Raw genomic sequence first — 18711 nt, forward strand, 5'->3', positions numbered from 1 at the left:
GTGACGATGTGCGCTTGTCGAACCCTAGCCCCCGAAAAAGCGTGATCCCGGACCTGGAGGGGATCGCTTTCCTTCGGCACGGCGGCACAAGGAAGCGATCCCGGACCATGCCCGGGATACACGGATACTTATTCGGCGTCGGCCTTTTCGGCCTTGGCGGGAACAGTCGTCTCGACCGAACCGCCGGCCTTTTCGACCGCTTCGATCGCGCCCTTGGACGCGCCCGCGACCTTGAACTGGACCTTGGTCTTCAGCTCGCCCTTGCCAAGCAGGCGCACGCCGTCCTTGCCGCCACGCGCGAGGCCGGCGGCCTTGAGCGCTTCGTGATCGACGACCTTCTTGGCGTCGATCTTCTTGGCGTCGATGAACTTCTGCACCATGCCGAGGTTCACTTCGGCATAGTCCTTGCCGAACGGGTTGTTGAAGCCACGCTTCGGCAGACGCATGTGAAGCGGCATCTGGCCGCCTTCGAAGCCATTGACCGACACGCCCGAACGGCTCTTCTGGCCCTTCTGGCCGCGTGCCGCGGTCTTACCCTTGCCAGAACCGATGCCACGGCCCACGCGCATGCGGGACTTGCGGGCACCATCATTGTCACGAAGATCGTTAAGTTTCATAGTCTTGCACTCGCTTTCGCTTTTGTTCGCGCTGAAAATACCAATCCCCGCCAGAGCGGGGATTGCCTGACGCAAGCCAGCTTGCCTGCGCAGGGAGGCCCCCGCTTACGCGGGGGCTCACCTAAATGCTAGTCCTCGATCACCGCGACGAGATGCGGGATCTTGGCGATCGCGCCGCGCACCTCGGGGGTGTCCTGGCGTTCGACAATCTTGTGCATCTTGCCGAGGCCCAGACCCTTGAGAATCTTGGTCTGACTTTCGGGACGGCGGATCGGAGAACCGACCTGCTTGATCTTGATGGTGCTTGATTTGGCCATCACTGGTTACTCCACGACAGCCGCGGCATCTGCCTCGGCTTCTTCCTTGCTCGCCCCGCTACGGCCAAGCAGGTCGGCGACCTTCTTGCCACGACGCTGGGCGACGGCCTTCGGCGAGCTCTGGTCGAGCAGCGCTTCGAAAGTCGCACGGATCATGTTGTACGGGTTCGAGGTGCCGACCGACTTGGTCACGACGTCTGCGACGCCGAGGCTCTCGAACACGGCACGCATCGGACCACCGGCGATGATACCGGTACCCGGAGGCGCCGAACGGATGGTCACCTTGCCGGCACCGAAACGGCCCTTGCCGTCATGGTGCAGCGTGCGGCCTTCCTTGAGCGAGACGCGGATCATCTTCTTGCGCGCGGCAGCGGTCGCCTTCGAAATGGCTTCCGGCACTTCGCGAGCCTTGCCGTGACCGAAGCCGACGCGGCCCTGGCCATCACCGACAACCATCAGCGCGGCGAAACCGAAGCGCTTACCGCCCTTGACGGTCTTCGAGACGCGGTTGATGTGCACCAGCTTTTCGATGATGCCGTCATCTTCTTCCTCGCGGCGACCGCCGCGACGATTGTCGCGACCGCCACGACCGCGGCCACCGCCACGGTTGTCGCCACCGCGACCGCCACGCTGACGCGGACGACCTTCGGCACCCTGTGCGGGCGACTGGTCGGCAGCAGCTTCGGAAGGGGTATCGGCGATCGCCGGTTCTTCCTTTTTCACCGCATGCTCGGTCTCGGCTTCGACGACCTTGGTTTCCTCGACGTTCGTTTCCGGAGCCTTGGTTTCTTCGGTCTTGGCGGCTTCGGCCGCTTCGTTGTTCTTTTCGTCAGCCATCTTAGAACTCCAGCCCGCCTTCACGGGCGGCGTCGGCCAGCGCTTTCACGCGACCATGGAACAGGAATCCGCCGCGATCGAACACGACGGTGGTGACGCCGGCCTTCTTGGCGGCGGCGGCGATATCCTTGCCAACCTGCACGGCGGCATCGACATTCGCGCCGGATGCCTTCGCACCGAGCGTCGAGGCTGCGGCAACGGTCTTGCCGGCAGCATCGTCGATGATCTGTGCGTAGATGTGCTGGCCGGTGCGGTGCACCGACAGGCGCGGACGACCGCCGGCATTCTTGCGCAGCGCGGTACGCACCCGCTGGCGGCGACGTTCGAAGGGGGAAAGCTTTGCCATCTTACTTCTTCTTCCCTTCCTTGCGGAAGATGTACTCGCCACGATACTTGATGCCCTTGCCCTTGTAGGGCTCCGGCTTGCGCCATTCGCGAATTTCGGCAGCGAACTGGCCGACCTTCTGCTTGTCAATGCCGCTGATTTCGATCGTGGTCTGGTCCGGGGTCTTCACTTCGACGCCTTCGGGCACATCGAGATCGACATCGTGGCTGTAGCCGAGCTGAAGCTTGAGCTTCTTGCCCTGCGTCGAGGCACGATAGCCAACGCCGTTGATTTCGAGCGTCTTGGAGTAACCTTCGGTGACGCCTTCGACGAGGTTCGACACGAGAGTGCGCTGCATGCCCCAGTAGGAGCGCGCCTTCTGCGTGTCGTTCGCCGGGTTCACCTGGATCTCGCCGTCTTCGACCTTGTAGTCGATCAGATCGGACAGGCCCAGCGTCAGGGTGCCCTTGGGGCCCTTAACGGTCAGGGTACCGTTCTCGATCTTGGCCTCGACCCCGCTGGGGATCGCAACCGGACGTTTACCAATGCGGCTCATCAGAACACCTCCGCCAGCACTTCGCCGCCGACATTCTGGTCGCGAGCCTCGCCATCCGAGAGCACGCCACGAGGCGTCGAGACGATCGTGATGCCCAGGCCGTTGCGCACACGGGGCAATTCCTTGCTACCCGAATACACCCGCCGACCGGGCTTGGAGACGCGGGCCACATGCTTGATCGCGGGCTCGCCTTCGAAATACTTCAGTTCGATCCGCAGCGCCGGATGCTGGCCGCTGTCGTCCGAGGCATAGCCACGGATGAAGCCTTCACGCTGAAGAACTTCGAGGACATTGGCACGCAGCTTCGAAGCGGGCGACAGGACGGAGTCCTTCTTCGCCTGCTGGCCGTTGCGGATGCGGGTGAGCATATCACCCAGGGGATCGGTCATAGCCATCTATCGATTCCTCACCAGCTCGACTTGGTCAGGCCCGGAATCAGGCCCTTGTTGCCGAGGTCGCGCAGTTCGATACGGTTGATGCCGAACTTGCGGTAATAGCCGCGGGGGCGGCCGGTGGTGGCGCAGCGATTGCGCACGCGGGTCGGATTCGCATTGCGCGGAATCTCGGCCATCTTGAGGCGGGCGATCAGGCGCTCGGTTTCGTCGAGCGACTCATCTTCGGCCTGCGCCTTCAGTTTCGCGTACTTCGCTGCGTACTTCTTGACGAGCTTCTTGCGACGCTCGTTTTTGTTAATGGAACTCAGTTTCGCCATTGGACTTAAGCTCTCTTTGCGTTGCTAGTGTTCAGGAGACCGCTCACGCGGCTTCCTTCTCATCGGCCTTTTCCTCGGCCGGGAACGGGAAGCCGAACAGCTTGAGCAGTTCGCGCGCTTCCTCATCGGTTTTCGCAGTGGTGGTGACGATGATGTCCATCCCACGCACCTTGTCGATCTGATCGTAGCTGATCTCGGGGAAGATGATCTGCTCTTTCAGGCCCATCGCGTAATTGCCGCGACCGTCGAACGATTTCGGGTTCAGGCCACGGAAGTCGCGGATGCGCGGCATCGCGATCGTCACCAGACGGTCGAGAAATTCGTACATGCGCTCGCTACGAAGGGTCACCTTCGCACCGATCGGCATGCCTTCGCGCAACTTGAACTGGGCGATCGATTTCTTGGCCTTGGTGATGACCGGCTTCTGGCCGGCAATCAGCGCCATTTCGTCGGCAGCAGTCTGGACCTTCTTCTTGTCCTGGCTCGCCTCGCCCACACCCATGTTGAGCGTGATCTTCTCGATCTTGGGCACTTCGAGACGGTTCTTATAGCCGAACTTGTCGGTCATTGCCTTGACGATCTGGTCGTCATAGCGCTGCTTCATGCGCGGGGCGGTGTTCTTATCAGCCATCGATGGTCTCCCCAGATTTAACGGCAACGCGCACCTTCTTGCCGTCACGCTCTTCGAAGCGGACGCGGGTGGGCTTGCCGTCCTTGGGATCGGCCAGAGCGACTTTCGCGATGTGCATCGGAGCCTCGCGGCGCTCGATACCACCCTGCGGATTCGCCTGGGTCGGTTTGCGGTGACGGGTAGCGACGTTCACGCCTTCGACAACGATCTTGCCTTCTTTCGGCAGGACCTGGGACACGGTGCCGGTGCGGCCCTTGTCCTTGCCCGAGAGCACGACGACTTCGTCACCCTTCTTGATCTTCGCGGCAGCCATTACAGCACCTCCGGAGCAAGCGAGATGATCTTCATGAAGCCGCGGCCACGCAGTTCGCGGACCACCGGGCCGAAGATACGGGTGCCGATCGGCTCCTCGCTCTTGTTGATAAGGACCGCCGCATTGCTGTCGAAGCGGATCACGCTACCGTCGGGACGACGAACGTCCTTCTTGGTGCGCACGATCACCGCACGGTGAACGTCGCCCTTCTTGACCTTGGTGCGCGGCTGCGCCTCCTTGACGGAGACGACGATCACGTCCCCAACGCTCGCAAACCGGCGCTTCGAGCCGCCCAGCACCTTGATGCACTGGACGCGCTTGGCGCCGCTGTTGTCCGCGACGTCGAGATTGGATTGCATCTGGATCATCGATCCGGTTCCTTCTCTTGGCTTGCCGGGACATCCGCCCGGCAGTTCCTACGTCAAACTTACGCGTCGGCCTTGTCGGCGTCGGCATCGTCCTGCTTGGCAGCAGGCTTGTCATGGGTCGTCTTGTCTTCCGGCGCACCGGTCGGCTTGGCTTCCTTGACGTCCAGATCGGCTTCGATCTCGACACCCTTGGAGGCCTGCAGACGATCGATCACCTTCCACGTCTTGGTCTTGGAGATCGGCTTGGTCTCTTCGATGCGGACGGTATCGCCGGGACGATATTCGTTGTTCTCGTCGTGCGCGTTGTAGTGCTTCGAGCGACGGATGATCTTCCCGTAAAGCGGGTGCTTCACCTTGCGCTCGACCTTAACGGTCACGGTCTTTTCGGTCTTGTCGGAGATGACAGTCCCGATGAGGATACGCTTGGGCATGGTTGCTCCTTAAGCCTTCGCAGCGGCGGCGCGCTCGCGCTCGCCCTGAAGGGTCTTGATGCGGGCGATCTCGCGGCGCACTTCCTTGATGCGCGCGGGCCGCTCGAGCTGGCCGGTAGCCGACTGAAAGCGCAGGTTGTACGCTTCGCGCTTCAGCTGGCCGAGTTCTTCGGACAGCTGGTCGTCGGACTTGGTGCGCAGGTCTTCGATCTTGGCGTTGGCCATCGTTACGCTCCCAGGTGCGAGCTGTCGCCGAGACGGGCGACAACCTTGGTCTTGATCGGCAGCTTCATCGCAGCGCGACTGAAAGCTTCGGCGGCCAGCGGGCCGGCCACGCCGTCGAGTTCGAACAGGATGCGGCCCGGCTTCACACGAGCAGCCCAGTATTCGACCGAACCCTTGCCCTTACCCTGACGGACTTCGGCAGGCTTTTTCGAAACCGGCACGTCCGGGAAGACGCGGATCCAGAGACGACCCTGGCGCTTGATGTGACGCGTGATCGCGCGGCGAGCCGCTTCGATCTGGCGCGCGGTGATCCGCTCGGGTTCCATCGCCTTCAGGCCATACGACCCGAAATTCAGCGTGGTGCCGCCCTTGGCCTTGCCATGGATCTTGCCCTTGAACGCCTTGCGGTACTTGGTTTTCTTCGGTTGCAGCATGGTGCTTTCCTATATCTGCAATCAGCGAGCCGGACGCACGCCGGAAGTCTGGGCTTCCATCATCAGGCGATCGTGCGCCATCGGATCGTGGCCGAGGATCTCACCTTTGAAGATCCAGACCTTGATACCGATGATACCGTAAGCGGTAAGCGCTTCGGCTTCGGCGTAATCGATGTTCGCACGCAGCGTGTGGAGCGGAACGCGGCCTTCGCGATACTGCTCGACGCGGGCGATTTCCGCACCGCCGAGACGACCGCCGCAAACGATCTTGATGCCTTCGGCACCCAGACGCATGGCGGACTGCATCGCGCGCTTCATCGCCCGGCGGAACGCCACACGACGGATCAGCTGGTCTGCGATGCCCTGGGCGACGAGCTTGGCGTCGACTTCCGGCTTGCGGATCTCGACGATGTTCAGCTTCACTTCGCTTTCGGTCATGCCGGCAAGCTTCGAACGCAGCTTTTCGATGTCCGCGCCCTTCTTGCCGATGATGACGCCCGGGCGGGCGGCATAGATCGAGATGCGGCACAGCTTGGCCGGACGCTCGATCACGACCTTCGAAATCGCAGCCTGCGGAAGCGACTTCATGATGTGCTTGCGGATCTCGATGTCCTCGGCGAGCAACTTGGCATAGTCACGCCCTTCGGCGTACCAGCGGCTGTCCCAGGTGCGGTTGATCTGCAGACGCAGACCGATCGGATTGCTCTTCTGACCCATCTTACGCCTCTTCCTGCTCGCGCACGACGATGCGCAGCTTGCTGAACGGCTTCAGGATGCGCGTGCTCTTGCCGCGACCGCGGGTGTGAAACCGCTTCATCGTGATCGACTTGCCGACCGAGGCTTCCGCCACGACGAGCGCATCGACGTCCAGGTTGTGGTTGTTTTCCGCGTTGGCGATCGCCGAAGCGAGCACCTTGCTGGCGTCCTTAGCCATCGCCTTCTTGGAGAAAGCGAGGATGTTCAGAGCCTCTTCGGCCTTCTTGCCGCGGATGAGCTCGGCAACGAGGTTGAGCTTCTGCGCCGAACCACGGATCGTGGTTCCGACGGCCAGCGCCTCGTTGTCGGCGACGCGACGGGGGGACTTAGCCTTGCCCATTAGCGCTTACCCTTCTTGTCGGCAGCATGGCCGGGGAAAGTACGCGTGGGAGCGAACTCACCCAGCTTGTGACCGACCATCTCTTCGCTGACGGACACAGGAATGAACTTGTGACCGTTGTAGACGTTGAAAGTCAGCCCGACGAACTGCGGGAGGATGGTCGAACGACGCGACCAAGTCTTGATGGGGCCCGCGCGCGAACCGGCATCCTGGGCGGCTTCCGCCTTCGCCAGGAGATGCAGGTCGAAAAAGGGGCCTTTCCGTACGGAACGAGCCATGTCTTACCTCTTCTTCTTCGCGTGACGCGAACGGATGATCATCTTGTCCGTCTGCTTGTTCTTGCGGGTACGAGCACCCTTGGTCGGCTTGCCCCACGGGGTAACCGGATGACGGCCACCGCTGGTGCGGCCTTCACCACCACCGTGCGGGTGATCGACCGGGTTCTTCGCAACGCCGCGAGTAAGCGGACGCTTGCCACGCCAGCGATTGCGGCCGGCCTTGGCGAGATTGGTGTTGGCGTTGTCGGGGTTCGACACCGCGCCCACCGTGCCCATGCACTCGCCACGGATGTAGCGCTGTTCACCCGAGTTGAGGCGCACGATGACCATGCCGCGGTCACGACCGACGAGCTGGACATAGGTGCCTGCCGAACGGGCGATCTGCGCGCCCTTGCCCGGTTTCATCTCGATGTTGTGGCAGATCGTACCGACCGGCATTTCACTCAGCAGCATCGCGTTGCCCGGCTTCGTGTCGGTCTTCTTGCCTGCGACGACCTTGTCGCCGACGGCCAGACGCTGCGGCGCGATGATGTAGGCGAGTTCGCCGTCATCGTATTTGATCAGCGCGATGTAAGCCGTGCGGTTGGGATCGTATTCGATCCGTTCCACCGTACCTTCGACGTCCCACTTGCGACGCTTGAAGTCGATGAAGCGATACTTCTGCTTGTGACCGCCACCGATGCCGCGCGACGTCACGTGGCCCTTGTTGTTGCGGCCACCCGTCTTGTGCTTGCCTTCGGTCAGAGCCTTGACGGGCTTGCCCTTCCAAAGCTGCGACTTGTCGACGAGGATCAAGCCACGGCGCGCCGGGCTTGTCGGGTTATAGTTCTTGAGTGCCATTGGTTCCTAGCCCCTCAGATACCGCTCGTGATGTCGATCGGGTCCTGGCCATCGGCCAGGCGCACGATCGCCTTCTTCACGTCGGTGCGCTTGTAGGGCTTGCCCTTCCAGCGCTTGGTCTTGCCCTTGGTCACGATCGTGTTCACGCTCGCCACCTTGGTCGAATAGATCGCTTCCACCGCTTCCTTGATCTGCGGCTTGGTCGCATCGTTCGCCACCTTGAAGACGACCGCATTGTTCTCCGAAAGGAGGGTCGACTTTTCGGTGATGTGCGGGGCCACGATCACGTCGTAGTGACGCGTGTCGATGGTGTCGTTCTTAGCCATTGAAACGCGCCTCCAGCTTTTCGACCGCATCCTTGGAAAGGACCAACGTGTCGTGCTTCAGGATGTCGTAGACGTTGGCACCGGCTGCCGGCATCACGTTGATGCCGGGCAGGTTGCCAGCGGCACGCGCGAAGCCTTCATCGACGCTTTCGCCATCGATGAAGAGGACCTTGCCTGCGAAGCCTGCCTTGTCGAACTGACCCTTGAGGGCCTTCGTCTTGGCGTCCTTCACGTCGAAGCTGTCCAGGACGATCAGACCGTCCTTGGCCTTGCTCGACAGGGCCATCTTCAGGCCCAGAGCGCGGATCTTCTTGTTCAGCGACGGATTGAAATCGCGCTTGCGGGCACCGTGCGCCTTACCACCGCCGATGAAGATCGGGGCCTTGCGGTCACCGTGACGCGCAACACCGCCGCCCTTCTGGCGACCGAACTTCTTACCGGTGCGGGCAACATCGCTCCGCTCGCGGGTGGGGCGTGCGGTCGCGCGGCGCTTTTCAAGCTGCCACGTGACGACGCGGTGAAGGATATCGGCGCGCGGCTCGACACCGAAAACGGCATCGTTGAGCTCGACATCGCCGGAGGCCTTCCCGCCGTCCAGTTTCTGGATCTTGACCTTCACGATCAGGACTCCTTGCTCTCGCCAGCGTCTTTATCGACGCTCGGCGTGGTCGAATTGTCGTCCGCGGCACCCGGCTCGGCATCTGCACCAGCATCCTGCTGCTGCATCAACTTTTCCTGCTGCTCAGCGGAAACTTCGGGGTTCACCTCGTGCTCGGCACCGCTTTCAACGAGACCGGCGTCGGCTTCTTCCGACTTGGTTTCATCGGCGTTGCGACGCATCGCACCGGGGAACGGCGCACCCTCGGGCAGCGGAACCTTCACGGCGTCGCGGATCAGCATCCAGCTGTTCTTCGAGCCGGGGACGGAACCACGCACGAAGATGAGGCCGCGCTCGCTGTCGGTGCGAACCACTTCAAGGTTCTGCTGCGTGCGCTGGCGATCACCCATGTGACCAGCCATCTTCTTGTTCTTGAAGACGCGGCCCGGATCCTGGCGGTTACCCGTCGAACCGTGCGAACGGTGCGAGATCGAGACACCGTGCGTAGCGCGCAGACCACCGAAGCCCCAGCGCTTCATCGCGCCGGCAAAGCCCTTGCCCTGCGTATGACCCGTCACGTCGACCTTCTGGCCGGCGACGAAGTGATCCGCAGTGATGGTCGCGCCGACGGGAAGGAGACCTTCCTCGTTTTCGACACGGAATTCGGCAACGCGCATCTTCAGACCGACTTCGGCCTTCGCAAAATGCTCGCGCTGCGGCTTGTTCACGTTTTTCTGCTTCGCTTCACCCGAACCGACCTGGAGGGCAAAATAGCCATCGCGGTCGGAGGTGCGGTGCGAGACAACCTGACACCCTTCCAACGCGAGAACGGTAACCGGTACGTGCCGGCCGTCCTCCTGGAAGAGGCGGGTCATCCCAACCTTTTTCGCGATCACGCCAGTGCGCATGATCCAATCTCCTTAACAGAGGCACCCAAGGGACCATCCCAGAGGTGCGTGCCAACCCTGATTGTCATGCGTCGCCCGTCCGGGCTGATTGCTCGAACACCACAAGGGCGATTGAGCGAGACGGGAGACGCAGCCCGGGGGAATTCCTAATGAAAGGGTCCCGGCGGTATCTCGAATGTCCGGGCCTTCGCCGGAGCGGAGGCCTCAGGCCGAATAAACGACCTGCAAAATTCCCGGCCAGTTTAACGTCCTGCCAGATGGACGAGGCCCCCGCTTAGGCGGGGCCCACAGCAAATTGGCTTAGGCCAACTTGATTTCGACGTTCACGCCGGCAGCCAGATCGAGCTTCATCAGCGCATCGACCGTCTGGGCGTTGGGCTGAACGATGTCGAGCAGCCGCTTGAACGTACGCACCTCGAACTGCTCACGCGACTTCTTATCGATGTGCGGGCCGCGGTTCACGGTGAATTTCTCGATCCTCGTCGGAAGCGGAATGGGACCCCGGATAAGCGCGCCGGTACGACGGGCGGTTTCGGCGATTTCGCCGGTGGCCTGGTCGAGTACGCGATGATCGAACGCCTTGAGGCGAATGCGAATATTCTGGGCTTCCATGTCCAACTACCGATGAGAAAGAGCAAACAATAAAGCGGCCCCGCCCCCTCCCGTCTCCGGGAGGAGAGCGGGGCCACCGATTCGATTTTTACCGAAGTGTTCCGGCGATGCGGGGACGAATCCCCGTCGTTCGCGCGGACCTATATTACTTCGTGATCTTGCTGACAACCCCCGAACCGACGGTACGACCGCCTTCACGGATGGCGAAGCGCAGACCTTCGTCCATGGCGATCGGAGCGATCAGCTTAACGTCGATCGTCACGTTGTCGCCCGGCATCACCATTTCGGTGCCTTCGGGAAGGATCACTTCGCCGGTCACGTCCGTGGTACGGAAGTAGAACTGCGGACGATAGTTGGCGAAGAACGGCGTGTGACGGCCGCCTTCGTCCTTCGACAGGACGTAGACTTCGGCGCTGAAGTCGGTGTGCGGAGTAACCGAACCCGGCTTCGCGAGGACCTGGCCACGCTCGACTTCTTCACGAGCGACACCGCGGATCAGGGCACCGATGTTGTCGCCGGCTTCGCCGCGATCGAGCAGCTTGCGGAACATTTCGACGCCGGTGACGGTCGTCTTGCCGGTGTCCTTGATACCGACGATTTCGACTTCGTCGCCAACGTTCACGACGCCGGTTTCGATACGACCGGTAACAACCGTACCGCGACCCGAGATCGAGAACACGTCTTCGATCGGCATCAGGAAGTCCTTGTCGATCGGACGTTCCGGCTGCGGGATGTACTCGTCGACCGCCTTCATCAGTTCAAGGACCTTTTCCTTGCCGATGTTATCGTCGCGACCTTCGAGAGCGGCCAGGGCCGAACCCGCAACGATCGGAATATCGTCGCCGTCGAAGCCGTACTCGCTCAGCAGTTCGCGAACTTCGAGTTCGACGAGTTCGAGGAGCTCTTCGTCGTCGACCTGGTCGACCTTGTTGAGGAACACGACCAGCGCCGGCACGCCGACCTGACGTGCGAGCAGGATGTGCTCACGGGTCTGCGGCATTGGGCCGTCGGCGGCATTCACGACCAGGATCGCGCCGTCCATCTGGGCGGCACCGGTGATCATGTTCTTCACGTAGTCAGCGTGACCCGGACAGTCGACGTGCGCATAGTGACGGTTCTCGGTTTCGTATTCGACATGCGCGGTCGAGATCGTGATGCCACGCTCACGCTCTTCGGGCGCTTTGTCGATGTTCGAGAAATCCACCGGTGCGTCGAGCACCTTGGTGATTGCCGCGGTCAGCGTCGTCTTGCCGTGGTCAACGTGACCAATGGTGCCGACGTTGACGTGCGGCTTGTTACGCTCGAATTTTTCCTTCGCCATTTTCCAATAACCTCTGTCTTGAATTGGGATATCTGCGGGGAGTTGGGAACGGCGCCCGCGGAATCAGGCGCCGCCCCTAGCCCCTTGATCTCAGTTACGCAAGCTTCTCACGGACCTCTTCAGCCACGTTGCTCGGCACTTCTTCGTAATGCGCGAACTGCATCGTGTACTGAGCACGGCCCTGCGAGAAAGAACGCAGCTCGTTCACGTAGCCGAACATGTTGGCCAGCGGGACCATGGCCTCGACAGCCTGCGCGTTGCCGCGGGCTTCGGTGCCCTGGATCTGACCACGACGCGAGTTCAGATCGCCGATCACGTCGCCGAGATAATCCTCGGGGGTGATCACTTCGACCTTCATCATCGGCTCGAGCAGCTTGATGCCGGCCTTCTGCGCCGCTTCACGCATCGCACCGCGACCGGTGATTTCAAACGCCACGGTCGACGAGTCGACATCATGGTATTTGCCGTCGATCAGGCGGATCGTGAAGTCGATGATCGGGAAGCCGATCATGTGACCGGTCTCGGCCTGCTCGCGCATGCCCTTCTCGACCGACGGGATGTATTCGCGCGGAATGTTACCGCCCTTGATCTCGTCTTCGAAGACAACGCCCTGGCCGCGTTCACCGGGGGTGACGACAACCTTGGCTTCGCCGAACTGACCCGAACCACCCGACTGCTTCTTGTGGGTGTAGGTGACTTCGACTTCGCGAGCGAGCGATTCGCGATACGCCACCTGCGGCGCACCGACATTGGCTTCGACCTTGAACTCGCGCTTCATGCGATCGACCAGGATGTCTAGGTGAAGCTCGCCCATGCCCTTGATGATCGTCTGGCCCGATTCGTGATCGGTCGTGACGCGGAACGAGGGATCCTCGGCAGCCAGGCGGTTGAGCGCGACGCCCATCTTTTCCTGGTCGGCCTTGGTCTTCGGTTCCACCGACAGTTCGATAACCGGATCGGGGAATTCCATCCGCTCGAGAATGATCGGGTGGGCCGGATCGCACAGCGTATCACCGGTGGTGGTGTCCTTCATGCCCGCGATCGCGACGATGTCGCCAGCGAACGCTTCTTCGATGTCCTCGCGGTTGTTCGAGTGCATCAGCAGCATGCGGCCGATCTTTTCCTTCTTGTCCTTCACCGAGTTCAGGACCTGGCCCTTCGATAGCTTGCCCGAATAGATGCGGGTGAAAGTGAGCGAGCCGACGAACGGGTCGTTCATGATCTTGAAGGCCAGCGCGGAGAACGGCGCATCGTCGCTGGACGGACGCGTCTCTTCTTCTTCGCTGTCGGGCAGCACGCCCTTGATCGCCGGAACGTCGAGCGGCGACGGCATGTAGTCGACCACCGCGTCGAGCAGCGGCTGAACACCCTTGTTCTTGAACGCCGAACCGCACAGCACGGGTACGAAGTCGCGCGCCATCGTGCCCTTGCGGATCAGCTGCTTGAGCGTCTTCGCATCAGGCGCATCGCCGGTTTCGAGATAGGCTTCCATCGCATCGTCGTCCTGTTCGACGGCGGTCTCGATCAGCTTTTCGCGATATTCGGCGGCCTTGTCGGCGAGGTCGGCAGGGATGTCGACATAGTTGAACGTCGCGCCCAGACCGTCGTTTTCCCAGACGATGCCGCGATTGTTCACGAGGTCGACCACGCCCTGCAGGTCGCTTTCGGCGCCGATCGGGAGATACAGCACCAGCGGCGTCGCGCCGAGACGATCGATGATCGACTGCACGCAGTAATAGAAGTCGGCGCCCGTGCGATCCAACTTATTAATGAAGCACATGCGCGGAACTTTGTACTTGTCCGCCTGGCGCCATACGGTTTCGGACTGGGGTTCGACGCCGGCGACGCCGTCGAACACGGCGACCGCACCGTCGAGCACGCGCAGCGAGCGTTCGACTTCGATCGTGAAGTCGACGTGGCCGGGGGTGTCGATGATGTTGATGCGGTGCTTGGGACCTTCACCGTCTTCGGCGGCCCAGAACGTGGTCGTGGCGGCCGAGGTAATGGTGATCCCGCGTTCCTGCTCCTGCTCCATCCAGTCCATCGTCGCGGCACCATCGTGCACTTCGCCGATCTTGTAGGACTTGCCGGTGTAATAGAGGATACGCTCGGTCGTGGTGGTCTTGCCGGCATCGATGTGCGCCATGATGCCGATATTGCGATAACGCTCCAGCGGATAGTCGCGGGCCATATCTGGGTTCCTTGAATTCGGGAGTGGACTGATCGGTCCTCCCCCATGTGGGAAATTTTATTACGCTTTGAAGACCGGGGCCGCTCGCGCCATCGCGAGGCGGCCCCGCCCTGCCGCGCGGACTACCAGCGGTAGTGGCTGAACGCGCGGTTCGCGTCGGCCATGCGGTGAGCGTCTTCGCGCTTCTTCACCGCATTGCCGCGATTGTTCGCCGCATCCATCAGCTCGCCCGAAAGGCGCGCATCCATGGTGGTTTCGGCACGACCGCGCGCGGCCGAGATCAGCCAGCGGATCGCGAGGGCCTGGGCACGCTCGGGGCGAACCTCGACCGGCACCTGGTAGGTCGCACCACCGACACGGCGGCTGCGGACTTCGACCTGCGGCTTGATGTTGTTCAGCGCGTCATGGAACATCTGGATCGGATCGGCCTTGGCCTTGGTCTCGACCACGTCGAGCGCGGAATAGACGATCCGTTCGGCGGTGGACTTCTTACCATCGACCATCAGGTTGTTCATGAACTTCGAAAGCACCAGATCACCAAACTTGGGATCGGGCAGGATTTCCCGCTTCTCGGGACGACGACGACGTGACATGTTTAAAACTCCTTTGGAGTGCGGCGAACCCATCCGGGTCCGCCTTGCGGCTCCAGCCCGCTCCCCCACCCGGCCACCCATAGAATACCCTCGGTAGGGCGTCCGGGTGGAGGAGCGAGCTGGCTCCGCGTTGAAAACCTGGGCCCGGCTCCGGTTCACTCCCGCTCCCGACCACCCTTACGGAAAATTTCCTGGGTGGTCGGGAGGGGGAGTGGGCCGGTGCCGCAAGGTCAGCACGGATGTGCTGACCGCACCCAACCAAAATCCCTTACTTGGGCCGCTTGGCACCGTACTTCGAGCGCGACTGCTTGCGGTCCTTCACACCCTGCGTGTCGAGCACGCCGCGCAGCACGTGGTAACGCACACCGGGAAGGTCGCGCACACGGCCGCCGCGGATCAGCACCACGGAGTGTTCCTGCAGGTTGTGGCCTTCACCGGGGATATAGGTGATGACCTCGCGCCCGTTGGTCAGGCGAACCTTGGCCACCTTGCGCAGCGCCGAGTTCGGCTTCTTCGGGGTCGTGGTGTAAACACGGGTGCAAACGCCGCGCTTCTGCGGGTTCGCTTCCATCGCAGGGACCTTGGACTTGGTCTTCTGCGGAACGCGGCCCTTGCGGACCAGCTGGTTGATCGTCGGCATAGTTTCTCGCTTCACCGTTTGCTCGACCCTTCAGCAAAAGTGGACGCCGGTTTTGCGCCCGGAAGGGTCGATATTTTGATGGCGACGATGCGGAGATTGGGAAGGAGGACAAGGGAACGCGCGAACTCTAAGCCGTTCGTCCTGAGCCTGTCGAAGGATGAACCCTCCGGCCTGGACCGACCATTCGCACGAGCCCGAACTCTCCACCCACGGCCCACACGGCCACCGGGTTACTTTGACGGTTGCCCCACAGCCCGAACCCCGTAGGGAAAGGAATCCGCTGCAATAGAAAAGAGCCCCTTGCGAAACGCGAGGAGCCCCGGGACACGACCGGCAATGTTCAGCTCTATCTACCCGCGCATGGGCCAGGCCCGTGCTGCGGATGGGCGCCCTTTAGGGGGATTCGGGCTGGGGGTCAAGGGACTGACGGACCACGCCGCCGCCTTCCCAAGGCGCAATTGAATGTGTCCTGCCCCGCTGCCATACAAACCGCAGAACGTCGGTATCCCGATATAGCGCAAGGATGAAACGATCGCCATGAGGACACGCCTTTATATCGCCGCGATCGCCACCGCCACGCTGGCCGCCTGCGCCACCACACCCAGCGATCGGATCCGCGACCGGTTCGAGGCGCAGCTGGCCGGGAACGAAAGCGCCACCGCCGCCTTGCAGGGCTGGTGCGCAAAGCAAGGCATGGCCGATCCGGCAAAGATCGTGGTCGAACACATGGATACGAACGGAGAAGAGCCTGCCGACGCCATCAGGCAGATGCTCGAGGTCGAGCCGGACGAGCCGCTCGGCTACCGGCACGTTCGCCTGGTCTGCGGCAGCACCGTGATGTCGGTCGCGCACAATTGGTATGTTCCGGGCCGCCTGACGCCCGCGATGAACGAGACGCTGGAAACCACCAACACCCCGTTCGGACGCGCCGTGGCCGAGCTCGGCTTCACCCGCCAGCGCCTCCAGTCGATCAGGGGACCGGGCGTAGCGTGCCCTTCCGAAACCATCCTGACCCATCGGGCAGTATTGCGCCGGAAAGACACCAAGCCGATCAGCACCGTCATCGAGTGTTACACGCCTGCCAATCTGGCCGACTAGACGAGCCTAGAGCAGCGAGGCCTGCCCCGCGCCTTCCTTACCCGCGCCCGTGCCCGAGCCCGCGCCCGACCATGGCTCACCGGTGCGGTCGATCGCCAGCGGTCCGTCCCACGCCCGGCACAGCCCCCTCGCCGCCTCCGGATCGTCGCCGGCCCACACGCCATAGTCCCCGGGCGAAAGCAGCACCGGCATGCGCGCGTGAAGCTCGGCCGCCGGGCCCTCAGCCTCGGTCATCACCATCGAATAGCACCGCCCCCATTCGTCGCTGTCCTGCCAGAGCCCCGCGCAGGCGAACACCGGCGCATCGGGCAGCGAGAGCCAGGTCCGCGTCTTGCCGCCCTTGGGCCCCTCGGCCTCGGCCCAGGCGGTCAGCGGGATCAGGCAGCGCCGCTCGGCAAAGCTGTAGCGCCAGAAATAGCTGTCGAGCTTGTCGGTACGCGCATTGTTGACCGGCTTGGGCTTCAACGCCTGCCCCTTCGCACCCTTGCGCGCGAGCGGAAAGCCCCACGACATCGAGACCAGCCTGCCCTCGGCCAGCACCGCGCCGGGATAGCCCGGATAGACCTCCTCCCCGAAATTCGCGCCGCCGAGATCGTTCACGGCCTCGAACCACCGTGCGATCTCGGCGTTGGAGCGGGTCATACGGTAGAGGTTGCACATGGTGTGGGGTTAGCGGGGGGTTGGGTTGGGGGCAAATGGCGAGCAGGCCCGTTACGGGACTGGCATGGCGCGAACGCTGTCACGCATGAGCGAGCCTTCAGACGGATCCAAAAGGGCGAGTCAAGCGAGGACAAAGCACTTGTTCCGAACATCGAAACTCGCGAATAGACCATTTGCGAGGGGTGAGATGGACGACAAGAACGCTTGGTATCATCAGAGAGGCAGCTTGAGGTACAAACTCCAGAGCTGGTTTAGCCGGCTTTCGAGAGGCTGGATCAAAAGCCCTTTTTATGTTGCATGGCTCGCCCTCCACGAGAGCAAAGACGAAGAAGTCCAAGCTTCGTCAAGACTTCCGATTGCTCAAAAAGCAAATTATTGGCTCGTTACAGCAGTCGAATATTACACTCCGGCTCAAATCAAGAATTTGGAGGCGGGCCTTGCTCGGTTGAAGGAGGCTCGCGGCCATGCCCTGGAGGATTCGTTAAGCGAACAAATCCGGCGCTTTCGAGAATCTCCCGGCTCGAGCTTAGAGTTGTATTTACACGACGAAAACGACGACTCATTCACTTCAATTGGTCATTTGGTGCAATTACCTGAATTCTGCTCTCATGCTCATGGCACCATTCTCAACTTAACGCCGTCGCTCAGCGCGCTAACGATATCATTTTTCATTAAAAAATGCGTTCGAGAACGGATTAATGAGGCACTTCACAAAACCTATCCCGTATACCTTGAGCAGACTAAGAAGGGGGGAATTCGAACTTTCGACACGAAGGCCCAGCATAGCAAAATCGTCACTGATTTTGAGTGCCGGCTCTCGAAAGGGATCGACACTTGGTATGCGAAAAACGCCCCCGGTTTTTATACAAGTGCGCAAAGAGCGAGACCTCTCAATATCGTTGCCTCAGTCGAAAATGCACACCCCTTCCGAAAAAATGGTGAATGCTATGACATACTACACCCTATGGATCTGCAATACGCCCCATTATTATATCGGCCCATAAAAGCAAATAATAAATTAACCTATGACTGCATGTACTTTGCACCCAGAAGATCTATTTCGAAAAATAATTTCTCGTATATTACTGGTACACAAGCGGCCTTCAACCGCTTGAAGAGCGATATTTTTGGCCGTGATGAATTGAGCCCAGCATACTACATTGATATGGTTTCTAGGCGCTCAATGGGCGTTTGGTGGCTTAGTCATTTGCTACAAACCCTTAGGAGAGAAGCAGTTAAAGCTCGCGATCACGCTCACGGCCAACTCAATCCATGGCGCTCGTGGACTCAACTACATAAGTTGCAAGACCAAATTCTCATCCTAGCGGACGGATTGACAGTTTCTCGCGAAATAAACGAATATAGAGAATATTCAATTCGTCACATGTTAGAATTTGAAGCCTATACGTTTAACCGCTTCGGCGAAAAAGAGGCAACTCGCCTCTCTGAAAACTTGGACTCCACAATTCAGAGAGAGAGCGCAATGGTCCGGGACCATCTGAAAGACCTTAATAGCTTCCTATATTCGCAAACCGGTATCCTATCAGCCATTCACGCGTTGAGGCTGCAGGTCGTTGTCATCATTGTATCGCTTTTATCAATATCAATTGCTGTCTTTTCACTCTTCAAATCCGCTGTTCAGTAATTATCTGACCGCTACCGTTCCCCAGATTTTCTATCGCCCGCCTGCATAGCTAACCGCATCTTCAATCCAGTTCGGGAGGTTGGCGTAACCGTGGTCTCTAACCCAATCGTAGTCTCCACATAAATCACTGCCGCATTCA

The 18711-nt window shown here is 60.9% G+C and carries 27 protein-coding genes and 1 pseudogene; 2 read left to right on the forward strand and 26 right to left on the reverse strand.

Annotated elements, in window-relative coordinates:
• Nucleotides 1-128: 128 nt before the first annotated feature.
• The 25 genes and pseudogenes from rplO to rpsL form a co-directional block, all read right to left on the reverse strand.
• A complete protein-coding gene (gene rplO / locus GRI68_RS07280; protein WP_160616638.1) occupies nt 129-617 on the reverse strand; it encodes a 50S ribosomal protein L15 in 489 nt (162 codons plus the stop codon).
• Between the two features lie 128 nt (nt 618-745).
• Entirely contained in the window at nt 746-934 is a 189-nt protein-coding gene (gene rpmD / locus GRI68_RS07285; protein ID WP_160616639.1) for a 50S ribosomal protein L30, read from the reverse strand.
• Nucleotides 935-940: 6 nt separating this feature from the next.
• On the reverse strand, nt 941-1771 hold the full coding sequence (rpsE, locus tag GRI68_RS13715) for a 30S ribosomal protein S5 (RefSeq protein ID WP_234028739.1): 831 nt from the start codon (nt 1769-1771) through the stop codon (nt 941-943).
• A gap of 1 nt (nt 1772) precedes the next feature.
• The gene (gene rplR / locus GRI68_RS07295; RefSeq protein ID WP_160616640.1) at nt 1773-2117 is read right to left on the reverse strand and encodes a 50S ribosomal protein L18; all 345 of its coding nucleotides are present in this window, start codon (nt 2115-2117) and stop codon (nt 1773-1775) included.
• Nucleotide 2118: 1 nt separating this feature from the next.
• Nucleotides 2119-2652, reverse strand: a complete 534-nt coding sequence (rplF, locus tag GRI68_RS07300; RefSeq protein WP_160616641.1) for a 50S ribosomal protein L6 — start codon at nt 2650-2652, stop codon at nt 2119-2121.
• Nucleotides 2652-3047, reverse strand: coding sequence for a 30S ribosomal protein S8 (rpsH, locus tag GRI68_RS07305; protein ID WP_160616642.1), 396 nt, complete (start codon nt 3045-3047; stop codon nt 2652-2654). The genes rplF and rpsH overlap by 1 nt, the downstream gene beginning before the upstream one ends.
• Nucleotides 3048-3058: 11 nt before the next feature.
• On the reverse strand, nt 3059-3364 hold the full coding sequence (rpsN, locus tag GRI68_RS07310) for a 30S ribosomal protein S14 (protein WP_160616643.1): 306 nt from the start codon (nt 3362-3364) through the stop codon (nt 3059-3061).
• Nucleotides 3365-3407: 43 nt separating this feature from the next.
• Complete coding sequence (rplE, locus tag GRI68_RS07315; RefSeq protein WP_160616644.1) at nt 3408-3995, reverse strand: 50S ribosomal protein L5; 588 nt, start codon at nt 3993-3995, stop codon at nt 3408-3410.
• Nucleotides 3988-4308 (reverse strand): 50S ribosomal protein L24, encoded by a 321-nt coding sequence (rplX, locus tag GRI68_RS07320; protein ID WP_160616645.1) that lies wholly within the window; start codon nt 4306-4308, stop codon nt 3988-3990. Before rplX ends, rplE begins: the two co-directional genes overlap by 8 nt.
• Nucleotides 4308-4676 (reverse strand): 50S ribosomal protein L14, encoded by a 369-nt coding sequence (gene rplN / locus GRI68_RS07325; protein ID WP_160616646.1) that lies wholly within the window; start codon nt 4674-4676, stop codon nt 4308-4310. Before rplN ends, rplX begins: the two co-directional genes overlap by 1 nt.
• 149 nt (nt 4677-4825) lie before the next feature.
• A pseudogene (gene rpsQ, locus GRI68_RS07330) lies at nt 4826-5107 on the reverse strand (30S ribosomal protein S17); the annotation flags it as partial.
• Between the two features lie 9 nt (nt 5108-5116).
• Complete coding sequence (rpmC, locus tag GRI68_RS07335) at nt 5117-5332, reverse strand: 50S ribosomal protein L29 (protein WP_160616648.1); 216 nt, start codon at nt 5330-5332, stop codon at nt 5117-5119.
• 2 nt (nt 5333-5334) lie between these two features.
• Nucleotides 5335-5766, reverse strand: coding sequence for a 50S ribosomal protein L16 (gene rplP, locus GRI68_RS07340; protein ID WP_160616649.1), 432 nt, complete (start codon nt 5764-5766; stop codon nt 5335-5337).
• 21 nt (nt 5767-5787) lie between these two features.
• Entirely contained in the window at nt 5788-6483 is a 696-nt protein-coding gene (gene rpsC, locus GRI68_RS07345) for a 30S ribosomal protein S3 (protein WP_160616650.1), read from the reverse strand.
• A 1-nt stretch (nt 6484) separates the two neighbouring features.
• The gene (gene rplV, locus GRI68_RS07350; protein WP_160616651.1) at nt 6485-6862 is read right to left on the reverse strand and encodes a 50S ribosomal protein L22; all 378 of its coding nucleotides are present in this window, start codon (nt 6860-6862) and stop codon (nt 6485-6487) included.
• A complete protein-coding gene (gene rpsS / locus GRI68_RS07355) occupies nt 6862-7140 on the reverse strand; it encodes a 30S ribosomal protein S19 (protein WP_160616652.1) in 279 nt (92 codons plus the stop codon). Before rpsS ends, rplV begins: the two co-directional genes overlap by 1 nt.
• Before the next feature lie 3 nt (nt 7141-7143).
• Nucleotides 7144-7980, reverse strand: coding sequence for a 50S ribosomal protein L2 (rplB, locus tag GRI68_RS07360; RefSeq protein ID WP_160616653.1), 837 nt, complete (start codon nt 7978-7980; stop codon nt 7144-7146).
• A 14-nt stretch (nt 7981-7994) separates the two neighbouring features.
• On the reverse strand, nt 7995-8306 hold the full coding sequence (locus GRI68_RS07365; protein WP_160616654.1) for a 50S ribosomal protein L23: 312 nt from the start codon (nt 8304-8306) through the stop codon (nt 7995-7997).
• The gene (gene rplD, locus GRI68_RS07370; protein WP_160616655.1) at nt 8299-8925 is read right to left on the reverse strand and encodes a 50S ribosomal protein L4; all 627 of its coding nucleotides are present in this window, start codon (nt 8923-8925) and stop codon (nt 8299-8301) included. Before rplD ends, GRI68_RS07365 begins: the two co-directional genes overlap by 8 nt.
• A 2-nt stretch (nt 8926-8927) precedes the next feature.
• Nucleotides 8928-9812 carry a 50S ribosomal protein L3 gene (gene rplC, locus GRI68_RS07375; protein ID WP_160616656.1) on the reverse strand — a complete coding sequence of 295 codons (885 nt, stop codon included), beginning with the start codon at nt 9810-9812 and terminating at the stop codon, nt 8928-8930.
• Between the two features lie 300 nt (nt 9813-10112).
• Entirely contained in the window at nt 10113-10424 is a 312-nt protein-coding gene (gene rpsJ / locus GRI68_RS07380) for a 30S ribosomal protein S10 (protein ID WP_160616657.1), read from the reverse strand.
• A 145-nt stretch (nt 10425-10569) separates the two neighbouring features.
• Nucleotides 10570-11745 carry an elongation factor Tu gene (gene tuf / locus GRI68_RS07385; RefSeq protein ID WP_160616658.1) on the reverse strand — a complete coding sequence of 392 codons (1176 nt, stop codon included), beginning with the start codon at nt 11743-11745 and terminating at the stop codon, nt 10570-10572.
• Nucleotides 11746-11839: 94 nt separating this feature from the next.
• The gene (gene fusA / locus GRI68_RS07390; RefSeq protein WP_160616659.1) at nt 11840-13936 is read right to left on the reverse strand and encodes an elongation factor G; all 2097 of its coding nucleotides are present in this window, start codon (nt 13934-13936) and stop codon (nt 11840-11842) included.
• 122 nt (nt 13937-14058) lie between these two features.
• Nucleotides 14059-14529, reverse strand: coding sequence for a 30S ribosomal protein S7 (gene rpsG / locus GRI68_RS07395; RefSeq protein WP_160616660.1), 471 nt, complete (start codon nt 14527-14529; stop codon nt 14059-14061).
• 268 nt (nt 14530-14797) lie between these two features.
• Entirely contained in the window at nt 14798-15169 is a 372-nt protein-coding gene (rpsL, locus tag GRI68_RS07400; protein ID WP_160616661.1) for a 30S ribosomal protein S12, read from the reverse strand.
• 537 nt (nt 15170-15706) lie between these two features.
• Between rpsL and GRI68_RS07405 the strand changes: the two genes are divergently transcribed.
• On the forward strand, nt 15707-16267 hold the full coding sequence (locus GRI68_RS07405; RefSeq protein WP_160616662.1) for a hypothetical protein: 561 nt from the start codon (nt 15707-15709) through the stop codon (nt 16265-16267).
• A 6-nt stretch (nt 16268-16273) separates the two neighbouring features.
• Here GRI68_RS07405 and GRI68_RS07410 read toward each other — a convergent pair whose 3' ends face one another.
• Complete coding sequence (locus GRI68_RS07410; RefSeq protein ID WP_160616663.1) at nt 16274-16927, reverse strand: SOS response-associated peptidase; 654 nt, start codon at nt 16925-16927, stop codon at nt 16274-16276.
• A 187-nt stretch (nt 16928-17114) separates the two neighbouring features.
• Here GRI68_RS07410 and GRI68_RS07415 point away from each other — a divergent pair, with 187 nt between their 5' ends.
• The gene (locus GRI68_RS07415) at nt 17115-18572 is read left to right on the forward strand and encodes a hypothetical protein (RefSeq protein ID WP_160616664.1); all 1458 of its coding nucleotides are present in this window, start codon (nt 17115-17117) and stop codon (nt 18570-18572) included.
• Nucleotides 18573-18711 lie beyond the last annotated feature (139 nt).

Origin of the sequence: Alteriqipengyuania halimionae (assembly GCF_009827575.1) — a bacterium.
GTDB lineage: Bacteria > Pseudomonadota > Alphaproteobacteria > Sphingomonadales > Sphingomonadaceae > Alteriqipengyuania_A > Alteriqipengyuania_A halimionae.